Below are 18,073 nucleotides of genomic sequence, written 5' to 3' on the forward strand. Positions count from 1 at the left end.
ATGATTGTAAGTCTTGCAAACCCCGCAAACGCATCACATGAGACTCCGATGACAGACAAGACCCCTACAGATAAACCCGAAGAAAAAGGCAAAAACTCCGCTGCGCGCACCGCCGCCATTGGCGCGGCCGCTACGATCGGCTCTGCCGCAGTCGCTGCCGCCCTGTTGTACGCTGGCAAACGCTTTCGGAAAAAACCCGATGACAGTGCAATTGGATCGGATCAGGCCGCCACGCCGCCATCGGGCGAACCCCCGGAAACCGACTGAGGCACGCCGCTCAAAGCCTGCTTTTTGAACAAGGATTGATCACTATGGATGCCATTTCGCGGGTAAAAGGCCGCGCCATTGCGTTCGGGGCGAAAAATGTCGACACCGACATCATCATCCCAGCAAAATGGCTAAAAACCATCACCCGAGACGGTTTGGGCAAAGGGGCTTTTGAAACGATCCGTGAAAACCCGGATAACATTTTTGACGCGCCGGGAAACAAAGATGCGCCGATCCTCATTGCGGGCGACAATTTCGGTTGCGGATCGAGCCGTGAGCACGCGGCCTGGGCGATCCTAGACCTTGGCATTCACGCGGTCATCGCACCCAGCTATTCGGATATCTTTTCCGGAAACGCGGTCAAAAATGGCATATTGCCTATCATCCTCCCGCAAGAGGCGATCGACCGCCTAATGGAGGTTGCCCGTGAGGGACATGACATCGACATTGACCTAGACACGCAAACAGTCACCACGCCATTTCAAGATCGCTTTGCCTTCGATATCGATCCGTTCCGCAAACATTGCCTTTTGAACGGATTGGACGAAGTAGCCCTCACGTTAGAGCGGCAAGCGGCCATCGGAAAATTCGAACACAACCGCACAACAGCGCAAAGCTGGGTGTCGGCTGGCACACAAGTTTAAGGGAGACACACGCCATGAAAGCCATCCAAACTCACGAAGTGGGCGGACCAGAATCACTCACGCTCGACGAAATTGAGACACCCACTCCTGGCAAAGGCGAAGTTCTCGTCAATGTGAAAGCATGCGCGATCAACTACCCCGACACGTTGATGATCCGCGATTTGTATCAGTTCAAACCCGAACGTCCCTATTCCCCAGGCGGAGAGATCGCTGGCGTTGTTGAAGCGGTTGGCGAAGGTGTCGACAATTATAAGGTCGGCGACACTGTCATGGCCGGCATGGGCAATGGCGGATTGCGCGAAAAGGCGATTGTGCCTGCCAATCGTATGTTCCCCGTTCCCGATGGCGTACCCTTCGAAAAGGCCGCGTCATTGTTGATGACATACGGCACAACGATTCATGGCCTAAAGGATCGCGGTCACATCAAAGAAGGCGACGTTGTCTTGGTCTTGGGCGCGGCCGGCGGCGTTGGTTTGTCCGCTGTTGAATTGGCCAAAGCATACGGCGCGCGCGTCGTCGCCGCTGTTTCCAGCGAAGCCAAAGGCGAAGTCGCTCGCAAAGCGGGCGCGGATGAAGTCGTCATCTATCCCCGTGAAGAGATGGACAAGGCCGCTTCGAAAGAGCTGGCCGGTGCGTTTAAAGCTGCGTGTGGCCCAACCGGCGCAAACATTGTTTACGACATTGTTGGTGGCCAATATTCCGAGCCTGCATTGCGCTCCATCGCGTGGGAGGGTCGGTTCCTTGTTGTCGGTTTCCCGGCAGGGATCGCGAAGATGCCGCTCAATCTGACATTGCTCAAAAGCTGCGACATTTGCGGCGTGTTCTGGGGCGCATTCACCGCAAGAGAGCCGGCAAAATTCGTCGCGCAGGTCAATGAACTGTTCGCTTTGATGAAAGAAGGGAAGATCGACCCGCTTGTGTCCGAAACCTTCCCATTGGAACGCGCCGGCGATGCGATTGCAAAACTGGAAAACCGCGAAGCGGTTGGCAAACTTGTCGTGACTATGGATTGAGAAAGAAAATTGCCGCAAGTTTTTTGATGCCGCAAAAATGGACGCGGTGGCACGTAGCGCTTGTCGCACGCCCTGCCCGCCCCTATTTCGCAAGATAGACAGTTCAAAGGGACACACATGACCGATTTTAAAGATCGCCAACGCGGCGAAGAAGCCAAATTCGCAATGGACGAAGAAACCGCCTTTAAAGTTGCGGCGCGCCGCAATCGTTTGCTGGGTGAATGGGCCGCCGGCGTCATGAATCTGACGACCGAAGAAACCGACGCCTATAAGAAAGCTGTTGTGCAAGCCGATTTCGAAGAAGCCGGTGATGAAGATGTGATCCGCAAATTGCTGGGCGATCTAACTGCTGCGGAAACCAACGTTACCGAAGCCGAAATCCGCACCAAGCTTGAAGAAATGTCGGTTGAGGCGAAACGCCAGCTGATGAGCGAAAGCTGATCCTTTAAAGGAGCCCGAACTATGCCGATGGCAGGACCAGATATCGAAGCCGCAATTCTTGCTGCCCTACCCGGGGCGACGGTGGAATTGCGCGATCTTGCCGGCGATGACGATCATTGGGCAGCGACGGTTACTGCCCCTCAATTCGCAGGCAAGAACCGAGTTCAGCAGCACAAAATGGTCTATGCTGCGTTGGGAGACAAAATGGGCGGCGTACTGCATGCCTTGCAAGTCACCACCGTGGTCCCCAACTAAAACGCATCATATTTCACTCGATACCAAAGGCCCCAATTATGGCTGATATCAACACCCGTATTTCCAGTGTCGTCAGCGACAACGACGTTGTCTTGTTTATGAAGGGCACGCCGCTCTTTCCGCAATGCGGATTTTCAAGCCGCGCGGTCGCCATCCTTGATCATTGCGGTGTCGCTTATGAAAGCGTCGACGTGTTGCAAGATATGGAAATCCGTCAGGGGATCAAAACATTCTCTGACTGGCCCACCATTCCTCAACTATACGTCAAAGGCGAATTTGTTGGCGGCAGTGATATCATGATGGAAATGTTTGAAGCTGGCGAATTGAAACAATTGATGGACGATCAAAACGTCGCAAAAATGGAAGGTTGAGCGGTCGCGCCCGGCTTCATCCCGGCGCCGCTCCATCGCTTTTGACGCTATAGATTTGCGATCCAACAGTCGCCCTTAGGCATACTTTCCGATCAGGACGGCAAAAAAGAAGCCGCCTCGCTGTACCAGGCGAGGCGGCTCTTTTAATACGGGGAGGTAGGACCAGAGACCAGGAAGGTCGTACCTCATTTGAAGACCACTTTCTTCGTGTATCACTATGCACCAGACGTGCCAAAAACCAACACCGCATGATTTTCAGCAACTTACATGGTTTCAGTGAGTTAACCATCGTTGGAAATGTAAGATATACCGACAGCGTGCCCCCTACCACTTGGCAAGAGCGCAAGAGAGGGGCATCACATGACAATGAGCTCCGAATCCGAAACGAAAAATGCCGCGCCTGAGGGCATCCCAGCCGCGACAATCATCATTTATCGCGATTGCCCAGATGGTGGCGCGCCTCAAATTCTTATCACTGTGCGGTCACGCAATATGGCATTTGCTGGTGGTATGGCGGTCTTCCCCGGCGGACGCGTGGACCCGGCCGATTTCGCACTTGGTGAAACAGTCGCCGCGCAGACCGCGGGATCCATCGATGCGGATGAAGCCGCACACCAAATCGCCGCCATTCGCGAAACTCTGGAAGAGACCGGATTGGCTTTGGGCCTTTCGGGAGACATCAACGCGGACAACGCCGCAAAGGCCCGCGCGATGTTGGAAGAGAAAAACGAAATCGCTCCGGTGCTGGATGCGTTTGGGTGGTCAATTGACCTCGCACAAATCACGCCATTTGCGCGGTGGTATCCAAAAAACGAAAATCTCTCGAGAGTGTATGACACTCGCTTCTACCTTGCCAATTTGGGCACTGGAGAGGTCGACGTCTCAATCGACAATTCCGAAAATACGCGGTTATTCTGGACAAGCGCCCAAGGCGCATTGGACGCAGCAGAAACCGGAGAGATCAAGTTGATCTTTCCAACAAGGCGCAATCTCGAACGTCTCGCCATGTTCGACAGTTTCGAAGCAGCCCGCGCGCAGGCAGAAGCCATTCCAGTCAAGACTATCGTTCCACAGATCGATCCCAATGGCGGCAATCCCATGCTGACGATTATGAAAGATGCCGGATATCCGGTTACGGCCGAATTGTTGGAGTCAGTCGCACGCGGGTGACCCTGTCTGTGCGATACGCATTGCCCAGCAATGTTTTTGATTCACTTGAGGCAGTGTTGGATCAATTTGCGTCACCCCAGTGATTCATCAAAGACGATGAGCTTTTTCTCTTTCATTGGCACAGCCGGACGCATCCGAGATTTCGGATCAATCCATTGTTTTTATTTTTCTTTTCAATGAAAATGGCGCGCCCTGCAGGATTCGAACCTGCGGCCTCAGGATTAGAAGTCCCGTGCTCTATCCAGCTGAGCTAAGGGCGCGTCGCCTCGCCAATAGCGCGCTTTGCGCAGCATTCAAATCACGCTAAACGCGAAGCGATGGAAAAGAACGCAACAGAAGCACAAACGCCCCTCGATCCAGGGGCACAATTTGACGATAACCCGCATGATGGCATCGCCGCAACAAGCCATGCTCCTGCGAATTTCCGATATTACGAATATGTAATGGCGGCCTTTGTCGCGATCTTGCTGCTATCCAACATTATTGGCGCGGCAAAATTATCGACCGTTGCGGGTTTCACTTTTGGCGCCGGCATCCTCTTCTTTCCGGTCAGCTATGTGATTGGCGACGTTCTGACCGAGGTCTATGGCTATGCACGCGCGCGCCGGGTCATCTGGACCGGGTTCGCAGCCCTCATCTTCATGGCTTTTATGAGCTACGTCGTCGTAGCCATGCCCGCCGCAGAAAGCTGGGATGGTCAATCTGCCTATGAGCAGGTTTTCGGAAGCACATGGCGCATTGTGCTGGCGTCTATCATCGCTTTTTGGGCGGGAGAATTCGTCAATTCCTTCATCCTTGCCAAGATGAAGGTTTGGACCAAGGGCAAGGCATTGTGGTCGCGCACCATCGGCTCCACCATTTTCGGGCAAGGCGTCGACAGCATCATATTCTATCCCATCGCGTTCCTAGGGATTTGGGAAACCCAAGATGTATTGACCGTGATCGTCACGAACTGGCTTTTGAAGGTCCTATGGGAAGCTGCCCTAACCCCGGTAACCTACGCCGTGGTGGGACGATTGAAAAAGGCCGAAGGCATCGATCTCTACGACACGGAAACCGACTTTTCTCCCTTTGGGGGGAAGAAGCCGCAATCCTAGTACATCTCTCCACCTTTCTACTTTGGCCGGCAGAGGTCACTCACCCACGTTAGAAATCAATTCATCATCGGGCACGATTGCCACCGCCCAATCAATTCCGAGCCGGCCGGCAAGAAGCTTCATATCCTTCTCGGTTGGTACGCCGAAAAGCGCCGCGTGGCTTGCCGCTAGGGTCAGAACGAGCGTGCCGTCAACCACTTGCAATCGGCTAACTCTAAGCGACCGCGCCGTTCGCGCGCCAAGTCGCCGAGCAAGGCGCACCGCCAGCCCCCAACAGATCGCTTCTTCCAATGCTTCTTTGCTTGCCAACGCCTGCACATCGCTGGGCAAGTCGAGCGCATTGCCGTTTGCTGCGATCGCCGCCGCCAGCATGGCGCGATCTGCCCCATCAACTGCGATCCAACGTTTGTGCATCGCCCAATCGATCGCCTGAGGCAGACGGATGTTCGGCTCAATCTGCATCGATGCTAATGCCAACATCGTTGCCGCCAAACGTAGCCGTTCGGTGCCGTGCTTGCGCGGTGGGATGGCATCCACCGTCCACGCCGCGATCCGTGTTGCTAAGGTCGGTGGCGCACCGCGCTGCGTCGCAAATATCGACACCCCCGCCAACAACGGGTCCTGCGTTTTCCCGTGATCCTCCAACCGATCGTAGAGCAACCCTTCGCGAAGACCCCATGAAGAAAACACGATGCCACTTGGCGCGAGTTGGGCCAACAACGCCTGAAGCAATATCGCCGCATCGGGCAGCTTTTCGGCACGCATCGAAGAAATCCGCCGACGACCTTTCAAACTGTCTTGCGTTTCCATGACCAGCATTTCGGTCAACTCTTGCGCTTCACTGGAGCTCAATTCGAACCCGTGCGGGTCCGATAGTGGGTGCCCGCGCAATTGCATCGCGAACACGGCCATTGCGCGCCATGTGCCACCCACAAGATACAAAGGCGATGGTGTGTGCCCCGCTCTGCCGGAAAGGCCCCACCCACCTTTGCGAACCGCTTTCTCCAAGCGTTTGCGCATATCAGCGTCAGCATGCTTATCGGACTTCTGGCGATAGTCCGGAAGACGCAATGCTCCCAACGGAAGCGACACAGGATCGCCCATTTCACCATCACTGACACGCACCAATTCGAGGCTGCCTCCGCCAAGATCGACAACACTGCCACAAGCTCCGGGAAACGCGCCCAAGACACCGCTTGCGCTAAGGCATGCCTCTTCTTCGCCAGACAGAATGCGCGGTTCAAATCCCAAATCGCGAAGCTTTGCGACGAAATCGGGGCCATTGCTGGCCTCGCGCACGGCGGCGGTTGCGACCGTTTCAACGTCATCGATTTCCAAGTCGTTGAGGAGCAAGGCAAACCGTTCTAGACCACGCATGGCCAGCGCCACGGCCTCATCCGCCAACATCCCATTTTCGGATATGTCGCGGCCGAGCTTGGCCGTTACCTTTTCATTCAACAAAACGGTCGGTGCCCGCATCGACCCGCCATAAACAACCAAACGCACCGTGTTGGAGCCGATGTCGATAATCGCACGTTCCGGTGTGTTTCCGGCGAAAACGCCATGACGGTCCACCCGCTTGCGTTTCAAACTCATCCTCCACGGCCTTTGCGCAAAGACAGCTTGGGCACCCCGCCCGCTTCCAATGCGCCACCCCGCCCAGACAGCGATGGATTGGTCATGAAATACCGATGGCAATTAAAGGATTTGCCTTCTTCCTCCACCCGCGAATATGTGCCGTCTGGTTGCAACCACCAACTCTGTTGAGTGTCGAGCATGTTGGCCAACAAGACCTGTTGAAGGATTTGATCGTGAACCGTCCGATTGATGATTGGGATCAAGGATTCCACGCGCCGATCCAAATTTCGTCCCATCAAATCTGCCGAAGAAATGAAGACAGCCGCATCCGGGCTGGGCATGGCGTGGCCATTGGCAAATGCGTAAATCCGGCTGTGTTCTAGAAACCGGCCAATGATCGATTTGACCCGAATGTTCTCACTCAAACCGGCAACACCCGGCCGCAAACAACAAATACCGCGCACCACCAGCTCTACGGTCACACCAGCATTGCTGGCGGCGTATAGGCGATCAATGATGCCGCCATCGGTGATTTGATTGCATTTCATCCAAATCGCCGCAGGCTTACCCGATTGAGCGTTCGCGATCTCGACATCGATCCGACGATACACTTCTTCTCTTAGATCGAGCGGCGCGATTGCAATCAATTCCAAGCCATGCGGTTCTACATAGCCGGTCACGAAATTCATCATTTTCGCAGCGTCCCGCCCCAATCTGGGATCTGCGGTGAAGAAGCTCATATCGGTGTAAATTTTGGCGGTCACTGGGTGGTAGTTGCCGGTCCCAAAATGACAATATGTCCGAAAGCCGTCGTCCTCTCGACGAACGACCATGGCGACCTTTGCGTGCGTTTTCCAATCGGTGAAGCCATAGATGACCTGCACGCCCGCCCGTTCCAACTTGGTTGCCCATTTTAGGTTTTGCTCTTCGTCAAAACGGGCTTTCAATTCTACAACGGCGGTTACACTGATGCCGGCTTCGGCGGCCTCGATCAGGGCGTTGATAACGGCCGATTGAGAACCGGCGCGGTACAGCGTTTGTTTGATAGCCACCACATCGGGATCGACGGCTGCTTGACGAATGAAATCGACCACCACTTCGAAACTTTCGTAAGGGTGATGGATGACAATGTCTTTTTCGCGGATGGCGGAAAAGAGGTCGCCGTCATGTTCGCGGACACGTTCGGGATAGCGCGGTGAATATGCATCAAATTTAAGGTCAGGTCGGTCTTCCGATGCAATTTCGGAAAGTCCATCGATCCCGATCATACCATCCGTTTTGATAACGGCGGCTTCATGAACGCCAATCTGTTTCAACAACACCGCTTCGGCAATCGGATCGAAGTCTTCTTCCAACTCAAGTTGGATCACTTGGCCACGGCGGCGTCTTTGGATCGCGCTTCGGAACGTCCGGACAAGATCCTCTGCCTCTTCCTCAATTTCGATGTCGCTGTCGCGCAACACTCGGAATAGGCCATCACCCTCTATCGTAAAGCCTGGGAATAGCCGGTGAGCGTATCTTTGTATGAGGCTGGCGATGGAGATGTACATCGCTTCGCCAACGCCCTCTGCACTGCCAGTGTGATTATCAGGCACACGCACAAAACGCGGCAACGCCGTGGGGATCAAGATCATCTCGATGATCTGTTCCTGATCGGCGTCACGTGTGAGCGTAAAGAGAAGGCCCATCCCTTCGTTATGGACAAAAGGAAAAGGATGCGCCGGATCAAGGGCCTGTGGTGTAATCACCGGCAAGATCTCTTCGAGGAAGAACGCCTCCAGCCATGAATGCGCAGCAGGATTGACGCGTTGTTCATCGGCGATGTGAATGTCTGCATGCGCAAGGGCAATGTGCACATCGCTCCAGATATCTTGTTGAAGCGCGGACAATTCGGCCAATTTTTCGCGGATCGCCGACAATTGCTGCGATGGGGTCCGACCGTCGATTGCCGGTCTATCAATGCCGCGTTGCACCTGCCCCACCAATCCGGCGACGCGGATCATCATAAATTCGTCAAGGTTGCTGCCGGAAATGGACAAGAAACGCAGTCGTTCAAGCAACGGATATCGTTCGTTGCACGCTTCGGCGAGAACACGTTCATTAAACGCGAGCCACGACAATTCCCGATTGAAATATCGCTCCCCGCCCGGCGCGATTGTGGCGTGCGGCGCGGAAGGTGGCGATGCGGTTGATGGCGCGGCGGTGTGCGAAGGTTTTGAACCGTCGGACTGTTTGACCGGAGTGTCGTTTGTTGTCGTGATCGGTTGACTGCTCATTGCTTTACTGCCGATCTCCCAACGTCGAAAGCGGGCCAATATTGTTCAATTGCTCGCGGAAAAACGCATAACCCACTGTATCGACACTGTCATACAATTCTCAAATTTTCGTGTCTGTGCCGACCGTTTTACGCTTCGCCACTATGGACTGCGCTGCTCTGCGAAGGAACAATTCAAACTAGAGATCGGCTGTCCGCTATTGCGGTGATCCCGCGTTTGCCGTTGGCGTCGCGGCCCAATTGCACGATCACGTCGATCACACTGGCAGCGTAAGCGATCGTGTCGGACCGAGTAAGGCCAATGCCGGTTTGCATCACCATAAGCGACAATTGCTCCAACGCGCCGCGCAGAGAATTTGCGTGAATGGTTGAAAAACTGCCGGGATGCCCGGTATTAATTGCGCGCAAGAATGAAACGCTTTCCTGACCCCGCAATTCGCCCAGGACGATGCGATCCGGACGCAATCGAAGGGCGGCTTGAAGCAATTCGTTCGGCGTGACTTTGGCTTCGCCCAACTCTCCCTTAACCGCGACAAGACCAACGGAATTTTCGCCGGGGAATTTCAATTCCGGCGTGTCTTCGACCAAAACCACGCGTTCTTGTTGTGGGATTTCGCCCAACATCGCGTTGAGAAATGTCGTCTTACCCGTGCTGGTCCCACCAGATATCAAAATGGTGCGTCGATGTCGTATGGCTTCGCGAAGATAAGCGATGGGCTCAAATTGTGGATCGGGCATATCAATCGCGACTTCTCCCGCCAAAGGCCCGGTGTCATACGCATCCAGCGGCAAGTCCAGTCGCCGATGCCGTCGGATTGCCATAACCCAGTGTTTGCGGCTTGCCGGTGGACCGCAAAATTGAATGCGCGCGCCATCGGGCAATGTCGCCCCCAATAAGGGGTGTTCGCGATTGATCCCTTGATGGCTCACCCGCGCCACTTGCTCGGCAAGGCGTTGAACCAGCCTATCGTCGATATCGGGCGTGATAATTTTCTTGATGCCGGGATCGGATGCGTCCTCAACCCACACTTCGCCCGGTTCATTGACCATAATTTCGGTAACGGTATCGCGATCCAACCACCGTTTGAACGGCGCAAGATACGCGTCGAGATAGACGCTGCGTTCGCCATCAATGGCGCTGCCGGATGGGTCGCCTATCGAAGAGTCGGTGCCAGAGGGCAAAGGGTGAATATCCGCGGTCATTGTATCGTTTCCGCTAACGCGCCCTTATTCTGTGACCGTGCTGAAATCGAGATCACGCGCGACATAAACCCGCAGCGGCTCACCCATAGAAACGCGGATCGTCGGGCCAATTTGACCGTCTTGTTGCGCGGCAATGCTAGCGGCGCCTTGCCCAGCTCCGCCTAAGACAACTGAAGTACCACCCGATGCAATCGCACCCAATCCACCAATGACGGACAACAACATGGATGATCCAAATCTGCGAAAGAAGTGATTGTCCACATCGCCGGCCAAACCAGTCGTGCCATCAAACGCGACGGCGGGCGAAGCGATGTTAACGGACGCACCATCAGGGCGTATCACACGCGTCCAGATGACATAGGCGCGCGTCTGACCTTGCTGTACGCCCGATTGATATTGCCCGATCAAACGCGAAGACCGTGGGATAAGCACACGCGTCCCATCAAAACTGCGCACGTCTTGGCTTACGACTGCACGAACATAACCCGGCACATCGGTGTTGATCGCGGTTTCCAGAATTGCCGGGATCATTGTGCCTTCGGTGACGGTCATGGTTGGATTGACCATGGGGCGTGCTTGCGCAGGTGCTCCGCCAACTCCACCCAGCCGGCTGGCGAAAGCAGCTGCAGCGCCGCTCGCTCCGGAATCCCCAGTAGCACTGCCGGTCGCCGGCGCAGCGCCCGGTGCAGCTTCGGCGGCCCTCGCATTTTGTGCACGGCCGCTAAAATCGACGGTCAAGACTGGCGAATTGAGAGGGTTCGCAGCAGGGCCAGTTGCCGCCCGGGGCGGATTGGCCAAAATTGGTGCTGGCGCCGGGTCAGGGCGTGCGGCTGGCGGTGGAACCGTGGGTCGCGGCGCAGGCGCTTCGGCTGGCGCGGCAGCCTGAACTGGCTGCGATTGTTGCGCACCGGCCGCCTGCGTTGCGGGTGGGTTATCCGCCGCGGTCATGGCCCAATAGGAAACGGCCCCCAATAGAACGACAATCACAGCGCCAGCGGCAAGCCCCAACCCTTCAATTTTGGACTTGCGTTCAACCACGGATGAAAAGCCGGTCCGGCTCGCCAGATCAATGACCTCTGCACTTTCGGTTTCGCGCGGATCATTGGCGTTGTTGTCGCCGGAATCTGCGGCGCTTTGATCGCCCTTCTTAGGCGGAAGTCGCATGGCAAGACGCATCATTTCATCTCCCGATTAGAATGTCCGGTGCGGTTCATCATGATCCCAATTGCTCCGCATTGTCAGCGCGCGCGCTTTGCGCACGATTGTCTAAAGGCGAAGGGCCGTTGTTCGTTAGTGTGGCGGTGTCGCGGCCCGAACGCAGAATGATTTGCGCAGGAACACTGTCCAACACGACCGTTTCACCGCGTACCGTGAAATTCACTGGCCCTTCGTCGCCGGCGGCGTTGGTCACCAATATCGCCGGGATTGCTGTGTCCGTGGGCCACGTCAAAAACACGGCTTGTCCGTTGTCATAGGCGCGCGACGGCAACAGATCCCGATCGCCGTCACCGGCCCACTGAAAATTCAGCGCAGCCGGATCGCTAACGGCGTATGGGTCGTTGGCCGCAGCGATTTCGATGGCGTTGGCCTCCATTTCTATCGCGTCTTGCGCGGCAGCCAAAGCGGCGGCGGCCTCTGCGGCTTCCAATTCTGGATAACGAAATTGCAGCACGTAAATCGGGTCGTTCCGCGGCGACGCTACTAGGTCAAACAAATATGTGCGGCGCGATGTCACAACCGTCATATTGGTGCGCGCGTTAGTCTCCAACGGTTTGACGAATAGGATCGTTGCCGCCTGATTGGGCTGGATTTGCCAAACCGCGCTGTCGCCAACCGCAACGTTCTCAATCGATTCATCGGGCGCGAATTTGATCGCGGTTTGAACCCGGGTTTTGCCGTTGATCGTGAACACGCGGCTTTCATCAAAGACTTCTGTGAGAAGCCGTGGATCGTTGGCGCGGGTATCTTCGACCGTCTCGGTTGCAATGGGGGCTTCCTGCGCAAAAATTGCCGATGGCGATCCAACCGCCAAAATACAGCCGAATGCGGCAAACCGAAAACGGTTGGCGCGGATCATGTTGATTTCTCCGATTTTGTTGCGGTGGCGCCCATTGCGCTCGCCGTCGAATGGGTGCCTTTGACAGAGCGGAAACGATTGCCAATACCGTGCGTGCGCGATGTTGATGAATTGGTCGGCGATGCCTGACCATTTCCTGAAGACGCGGCATATACCTTTGTCTCGCGAATGGTGGTGGTGCCAGCTGCGCCGATGTCGTTGGCGGCCATCGCTACCGGCGTGGCCACATCTATTCGCCTTTGCCCAACGGTGTTCGCGGATGGTGGTGCGACTTGCGCGGCGCGCCCGGGCGCAGCTGCGGCTTGAGCGGCCGCATCCGCCCGATCTGCACGCGCTAAATCAGCTGGCCTATCATCTGCAACGTTGGGCGATGCGAGACCAAAAACAGTCCATCCTGCGACCATGTTTGAGGCGACTTTCAACACCATCAACATCAACAAAACATGGACAAACCCGACCACGAAAAACGCCATAGCCGCCTGTTGATCGATTTGTCCGGGGACGGCGACCAAAGCGGCAAGGATCGGGACCGCCATCTCCAACATGATGGATCCACCAACCACAGCGAACAATGGGGCAAGCGCCAACATTACGACGCCCTTGAGCCATCCAACAAACAGCCCGCGTGTGCCATCAAACAATGCGAGCACCACAAAAATCGGCCCGATCGCAAGCAGCAGGGCGAGCCCAATGCGCGCGGTCACCAACAATCCCACTGTCCCCAACAGCAAAAGCATCGCGCCAAGCCACATCATACCCGGCGGCGAGAACATGCTGATGTTTTCTTGCCCGGTGCTGGCCTGTTGAACAGCGACAAAAACAATATCGAGCTTTGTCGCAAAGGTCGCGGTTGCCGAACCGTCATTTTCCGTCACCTGTCCAGCGACCCAATCGGGGCCGAGCACGAAAAAATTATAGAATACACTTTGATAGGCCACAAAGCTGGTCACGAATGTGAGGACCAAACCGATCATCATCATACGCGGAACCATCGATCGGATCGACAGGTTCGACCGGCCCAGCATCAAGCTGATGCCTAAAAACGCGACATACATCGTCAACAATATGATCAAGGCGGCGATTAAAGCGCCATCGCTTCCAAACAAGCGTTCAAACGCTTGTTCGCTGACCTGACTGGCGATGCAATCGACGGCCGTCAAAGCGGCTGCGACGCCCGTTCCCATATCTTGGGATGCAAGATCGCAGCTTGTCGTCATTCGGCAGCCTGCCAAACAGGCAAACCGTTTCCATCGGTTGCTGTAGGATCGCCCATCGCGCCATCGGGCCATGGACGATTGGTGAGCGCGGGATACCATGCGCTCGGTTCATCGCCCACCGCCTCTCGCAAGAGATCAAGCCGCCTCACCGACGCTTCGCGGCCGGATAATATCGTCAACACCTCGGGCGCACCCGAAAGGTCCAACCGCACAACGACGCTGGCATCGGGTTGCCGCACAAGGAAGCAGCGCGAATGCGCAGGCAACGTGCGGATCAAGGCGAGCTCGTGCTGAGTCAGTCCAAACCCGTCGCAATAATCCTCTACCCGCGCGCGGCTGTTGGGCATGAAGACCATGGTGGCAGTCTGTTCGACCAAGGCGGTCGATATCCGGCTTTCCAACGCGTCTCGCGCCGATTGGGTCGCAAATCCAACCAAGGCGTTGCGTTTGCGCAAAGTCTTTAGCCAATCACGAATGCGTGCGGCGAAGACCTCATCATCCAACGCTTTCCACCCTTCGTCGATAAGGATCATCGTCGGTTCACCATCGAGACGTTCGTCAATCCGATGGAAGAGATACATCATTGTCGGCGTGCGCAGTCGCGGATTTTCAAGCAATTGGGTCATATCAAAACCCAAAACTCGCGTATCCAAATCCAAAGCATCGTGCTCATTATCAAACAGCCAAGCGTGTTCCCCGCCATCGCCATTGGAATTGCCGATCCACGCGCTCAACCGATCCGCCAAATCGCCTGCCTCGGGGCGTCGAGCGCCGGCCAGCAATTCTTTGAAATGCCGCAGTCGGCGCAGGCTCGCATCGTTTGCGTAGGCGGCGTCTACGGCCGCGCTGATCAATGCCAATTCTTCCGGACCATCCGCTGCGAGCAGCACGCCCAACCAATCGCGCAAGAACGCCTTGTTGCTCGGCGTGTCCGGTAGGGCCAATGGATTGAAGCCGGTGGGCTCACCCGGATTGATCCGATCATATCGACCGCCAATTCCACGGATAAACAATTCTGCGCCGCGATCCTTATCGAACAAAATGGTGCGCGGTTTGAATTTCTGCGCCTGTGCGGCGAGGAAGTTCATGACCACGGTCTTGCCTGATCCGGAAGGGCCAATCACAGAGAAATTGCCCAGATCGCCATGGTGGAAATTGAAGAAGAATGGCGTCGCGCTCGTCGTTTCAAGCAACGTGACCGCCTCGCCCCAATGGTTGCCCGATGCTTGTCCCAGTGCAAATCCATGGAAGCTGCCAAAGCTGGCCATATTGGCAGAAGAGATCAGCGCGCGTCGCACCACAAATTCCTCATTGCCGGGGAACTGTGCCCAGAATGACGGTTCCAGATTGGTGTCCTCTCGAACCGCAATCGCGCCGGTATCGGCCAATGCTGCGGAACAGGCGGCCGTTGCATCATCCAAACGATCCAATGATCGTTCACGAACGAGGACAGTCAAATGGTGGTCACCAAAGCCAACATTACCATTGCCCAACGCATCGCGCGCGCTCATCATATCTGCGCGTTCTGCCGCGGCCTCTTCATCAACGGATCGCGACCGGCGCAGCGCCAAATCAATGCGTTCGCGAGCCGTCGTCCGCTCATTGGGGGCATAGCTCTCGGTCAGAACCATTTCATACGGCAAGCGAAGCAACCCATCGAGCAAACCGGGTGACGTAGCTTCTGGATAGTCTTTCAGACCCAAAATGGCGGAAAAATCGGGTTTACCCGACCCGCTCAATTCCATCGCGTCCAGACCAAAGCTGGCGCGGCGATAGGGGATCATATGGCCAATATCGGTGTCGGGATCGGGCCGTCGCACGGGGCGCATTTCGCCGTTATACAGCGCGGACAACAACTCCAACATTTCGGAATTCGTCCCATTGGAACGACCTTGATCGCCCGGAACTTCGTAATCGCCCAGCACGGCAGCACCATAGGACGACAGCGAAGCGACAAGCCCCGTGACCGCCGATTTCAGGTTGCGAATATCTTTCGGATCCGCCTCAAGTTCTTCTTTGCCCTGACGTGAAAAGAACTTTGAAATCCGTTCCGGTAATCCGGTTTTTCCGCGCGCAGGGCGGCGGATTAGCGTGACGAACTGATCGTTGATGAACAAAGATCCGCCGGCCAATCGCTCTTTCCATCGCGCATCCATATGGCGCGACAAAGCATCTGGAAATTCTGAATCCAATTCCACTTCGACCCGGCGACGAATGACGTGATGGTACAGTACAAATCGCGCATCCAACGTTGATCGCAACACCACTTCGCGCGTGGCGGCATGGGCATTCAATGCGTCGGAATCTTCCGTTTCAAACAACAATCCAGGGACTTGGATCGCGCTCATCACCGATCCATCGCGCAGCAAGACGGTGCTTTCGTCGATCAGCCGTTCATACGGCAGACGATCGCCAACGCGCGCTTCCCTTGCGCTCCACGATGCAGGTCCGATCCAATTCACCATATCCGGCCCTCCTTAAGAGGCCAATTCACAGGCGTGACGCCGATGTCTCAAGGTGCGTAGCTGTTGCAGCCCCACCGACGAAAATTTGGCACGCGAGGGCATTTTGACACTTTGGTGATCCAAAGATCGAAAACACGCGGTTCGCGCAGCGAAGCAAAATAGCCGATAATGTGCATCACCACCGGCACCACGATCATCAGAAAGCTGTCCAGAATCAGGAACGCGATCGTCGTCACCATCAAATTGATGATGAAGAAATTCATCGTGACCCCAAAAAACATCTGAGGCCGGGTCAGCGTTCGATAAACAGGATGGCGGACAAGATCAGTCATGGTTGTCGATCAAAACCCGCCGATTGAGGCGACCAGTCGTGGAGCACCGAAGATGATGAACACGCCAACAATCACGGTGCCGCCATATCGCCAATTCATCCGGCCCGTCAGCATCATAAACCCAACACCGGCGACCGCCATAACGGCCAAGCTGGTGGCGATGGGCCCCAACAAAATGCTCTGCATCCATTGCAGTGCTGCTGTGATCGGGTCGGCGCCGGTGGCGTTGCCCGCTTGTGGGTTGGTTTGCGCAAAAGCCGCCGCCGGCAAAAGCGCGGCAATCAAAAGCAAAGGGTAACGAAAAAACGACATCATAATTGGATCCATTGTCCTTCAACTAAGGCGCCACGCGCAATCATTTCGTATTCGCGCATCACTGCACGCCCGATGGTGATCGTTCAGGGCGAGAATGATCGGCCAACCGCCCCATGATGGCGGCAACATAATTTTGTGTTTCACGAATATTGGGAATGCCATCGGCGCGCAGGACTCGGCCTGGGCCAGCATTGTACGCGGCAAGAGCTTTTTCCAAATCCCCGTCAAACAGATCGAGCTGCTCGCGCAGATAACGCGCGCCGCCCTCCAAATTTTGCATCGGGTCATCGGGATCAACACCCAGATATTCCGCGGTGCCGGGCATCAACTGCGCCAATCCGCGCGCGCCTGCATGCGAAACGGCGTCTTCGCGCCAACGGCTTTCTTGCCATACCACCGCCTCAAGCAAGCTGGCGCTGAGATCAAAACGGCGCGCCAATTCTTGAATCTTTGCGGCGTATTGCGGGGGAACGTCCGACGCGTGCGCTGCCATATTCCCAACGATCCGATCGGGAATCTCCAATGCAGCCAGATTGATGCTTTCGTTGGGATTCTCACCGGAGACTTCGCCCACGTCAGAGGGGCCGCCGGCGACCCAACGGGCGCCAGTGTCGTCAATCACCATCACATCGGCATGCGCGATCGATGCGCTCAATACTAACGCGATGACTATGCCATATCTACTCGCGGTGGCGAGAATCATTCCGGGCCCTCCAGAAGCTCCCTATTGTCTACCGCAAATGACAGGTAAGTGACAGAGATCGCTGAAACTGGCTCCTATCTCTATATTCGGTAGCGACCAATCCATTGTCCGCCCGCTCTATTTACGGGGGCTGAAGGTCGTCCGAATACGGCGACAGGCCTGGCCCGATGTTATTGTTGGTTCAGCGACAACCGGCCAGAATTTCTGGCGGCATTTCCGAATGCACCACGGTCCAGCATAGACAATGCCCGGCGGGCAACCCGGCGGGAATCCATTGTTGCACCGTCGGCAGTTTCCAGATCGATCGCATGACGGCTCGACATGGCGGCCTCAAACGCGCTGCGGGCTTCGCCTGCATCGCCCGCTTGCGCATAAGCAATTCCAAGGTTGATGAGCAGCGCTGAATCGCCGGGATACTGCTCCAATTCAGCGCGCAGCATTGTGATGGCGCGATCACTTTCCCCGTTTGACAGTGGTACGGCCGCGAGGCCAGCGTCCGTCGGTGCACCAGACGATGCCTTGACGGGTGCCCCAACAGGCTGCGCAATCGCGGCGGTCGCAGCAAACAGCGCGGTGAGTGCGATTGGTGTTTTGATCAACAGATTCATGCCGATGCCCTCCCTCAAAATGTTACAGTAAGCTGACTCAAA

19 protein-coding genes and 1 tRNA gene are annotated in these 18,073 nt (G+C 55.8%); 8 read left to right on the top strand and 12 right to left on the bottom strand.

Annotated features, from left to right (window positions below; all coding sequences use genetic code 11):
* Positions 1–48 precede the first annotated feature (48 nt).
* The 7 genes from BQ8290_RS05315 (at position 49) to BQ8290_RS05345 (ending at position 4,161) form a co-directional block, all read left to right on the top strand.
* Positions 49–267: an isopropylmalate isomerase gene (locus tag BQ8290_RS05315; RefSeq protein WP_108791954.1), complete on the top strand. Its 219-nt coding sequence runs from the start codon at positions 49–51 to the stop codon at positions 265–267.
* Between the two features lie 44 nt (positions 268–311).
* A complete protein-coding gene (leuD, locus tag BQ8290_RS05320; RefSeq protein WP_108788266.1) occupies positions 312–911 on the top strand; it encodes a 3-isopropylmalate dehydratase small subunit in 600 nt (199 codons plus the stop codon).
* Positions 912–925: 14 nt separating this feature from the next.
* Positions 926–1,924: a zinc-binding dehydrogenase gene (locus tag BQ8290_RS05325; RefSeq protein WP_108788268.1), complete on the top strand. Its 999-nt coding sequence runs from the start codon at positions 926–928 to the stop codon at positions 1,922–1,924.
* 117 nt (positions 1,925–2,041) lie between these two features.
* Entirely contained in the window at positions 2,042–2,365 is a 324-nt protein-coding gene (locus tag BQ8290_RS05330; protein WP_108788270.1) for an ATPase inhibitor subunit zeta, read from the top strand.
* A 21-nt stretch (positions 2,366–2,386) separates the two neighbouring features.
* Positions 2,387–2,620: a BolA/IbaG family iron-sulfur metabolism protein gene (locus tag BQ8290_RS05335; protein ID WP_108788271.1), complete on the top strand. Its 234-nt coding sequence runs from the start codon at positions 2,387–2,389 to the stop codon at positions 2,618–2,620.
* 38 nt (positions 2,621–2,658) lie between these two features.
* On the top strand, positions 2,659–2,991 hold the full coding sequence (gene grxD, locus BQ8290_RS05340) for a Grx4 family monothiol glutaredoxin (RefSeq protein ID WP_108788272.1): 333 nt from the start codon (positions 2,659–2,661) through the stop codon (positions 2,989–2,991).
* A gap of 366 nt (positions 2,992–3,357) precedes the next feature.
* The gene (locus tag BQ8290_RS05345) at positions 3,358–4,161 is read left to right on the top strand and encodes an NUDIX domain-containing protein (RefSeq protein ID WP_108788273.1); all 804 of its coding nucleotides are present in this window, start codon (positions 3,358–3,360) and stop codon (positions 4,159–4,161) included.
* 183 nt (positions 4,162–4,344) lie between these two features.
* Here the strand turns inward: BQ8290_RS05345 and BQ8290_RS05350 are convergent.
* Positions 4,345–4,421 (bottom strand) — tRNA-Arg (locus BQ8290_RS05350).
* 57 nt (positions 4,422–4,478) lie between these two features.
* On the opposite strand from BQ8290_RS05350, the gene BQ8290_RS05355 reads away from it, so the two are divergent.
* Positions 4,479–5,258 (top strand): queuosine precursor transporter, encoded by a 780-nt coding sequence (locus BQ8290_RS05355; RefSeq protein ID WP_108788275.1) that lies wholly within the window; start codon positions 4,479–4,481, stop codon positions 5,256–5,258.
* Positions 5,259–5,294: 36 nt separating this feature from the next.
* Here the strand turns inward: BQ8290_RS05355 and BQ8290_RS05360 are convergent, their stop codons facing one another.
* From BQ8290_RS05360 to BQ8290_RS05410, 11 genes are all read right to left on the bottom strand, one after another.
* Entirely contained in the window at positions 5,295–6,854 is a 1,560-nt protein-coding gene (locus BQ8290_RS05360; protein WP_108788277.1) for a Ppx/GppA phosphatase family protein, read from the bottom strand.
* A complete protein-coding gene (locus tag BQ8290_RS05365; RefSeq protein ID WP_337661042.1) occupies positions 6,851–9,112 on the bottom strand; it encodes an RNA degradosome polyphosphate kinase in 2,262 nt (753 codons plus the stop codon). The genes BQ8290_RS05360 and BQ8290_RS05365 overlap by 4 nt, the downstream gene beginning before the upstream one ends.
* A 173-nt stretch (positions 9,113–9,285) precedes the next feature.
* The gene (virB11, locus tag BQ8290_RS05370; protein WP_337661043.1) at positions 9,286–10,314 is read right to left on the bottom strand and encodes a P-type DNA transfer ATPase VirB11; all 1,029 of its coding nucleotides are present in this window, start codon (positions 10,312–10,314) and stop codon (positions 9,286–9,288) included.
* Between the two features lie 24 nt (positions 10,315–10,338).
* On the bottom strand, positions 10,339–11,490 hold the full coding sequence (locus tag BQ8290_RS05375) for a TrbI/VirB10 family protein (RefSeq protein ID WP_337661490.1): 1,152 nt from the start codon (positions 11,488–11,490) through the stop codon (positions 10,339–10,341).
* A gap of 37 nt (positions 11,491–11,527) precedes the next feature.
* Entirely contained in the window at positions 11,528–12,391 is an 864-nt protein-coding gene (locus BQ8290_RS05380; protein ID WP_108788279.1) for a TrbG/VirB9 family P-type conjugative transfer protein, read from the bottom strand.
* Positions 12,388–13,608: a type IV secretion system protein gene (locus tag BQ8290_RS05385; RefSeq protein WP_108788281.1), complete on the bottom strand. Its 1,221-nt coding sequence runs from the start codon at positions 13,606–13,608 to the stop codon at positions 12,388–12,390. The genes BQ8290_RS05380 and BQ8290_RS05385 overlap by 4 nt, the downstream gene beginning before the upstream one ends.
* The gene (locus BQ8290_RS05390) at positions 13,605–16,073 is read right to left on the bottom strand and encodes a VirB4 family type IV secretion/conjugal transfer ATPase (RefSeq protein ID WP_108788283.1); all 2,469 of its coding nucleotides are present in this window, start codon (positions 16,071–16,073) and stop codon (positions 13,605–13,607) included. The genes BQ8290_RS05385 and BQ8290_RS05390 overlap by 4 nt, the downstream gene beginning before the upstream one ends.
* 47 nt (positions 16,074–16,120) lie before the next feature.
* Entirely contained in the window at positions 16,121–16,405 is a 285-nt protein-coding gene (locus BQ8290_RS05395) for a VirB3 family type IV secretion system protein (RefSeq protein WP_108788285.1), read from the bottom strand.
* Between the two features lie 9 nt (positions 16,406–16,414).
* On the bottom strand, positions 16,415–16,720 hold the full coding sequence (locus tag BQ8290_RS05400; RefSeq protein ID WP_108791962.1) for a TrbC/VirB2 family protein: 306 nt from the start codon (positions 16,718–16,720) through the stop codon (positions 16,415–16,417).
* A 58-nt stretch (positions 16,721–16,778) separates the two neighbouring features.
* A complete protein-coding gene (locus tag BQ8290_RS05405; RefSeq protein ID WP_337661044.1) occupies positions 16,779–17,423 on the bottom strand; it encodes a lytic transglycosylase domain-containing protein in 645 nt (214 codons plus the stop codon).
* Between the two features lie 170 nt (positions 17,424–17,593).
* Positions 17,594–18,031, bottom strand: coding sequence for a tetratricopeptide repeat protein (locus tag BQ8290_RS05410; protein WP_108788287.1), 438 nt, complete (start codon positions 18,029–18,031; stop codon positions 17,594–17,596).
* Positions 18,032–18,073 lie beyond the last annotated feature (42 nt).

Origin of the sequence: Erythrobacter sp. Alg231-14 (genome assembly GCF_900149685.1) — a bacterium.
Lineage (GTDB): Bacteria > Pseudomonadota > Alphaproteobacteria > Sphingomonadales > Sphingomonadaceae > Erythrobacter.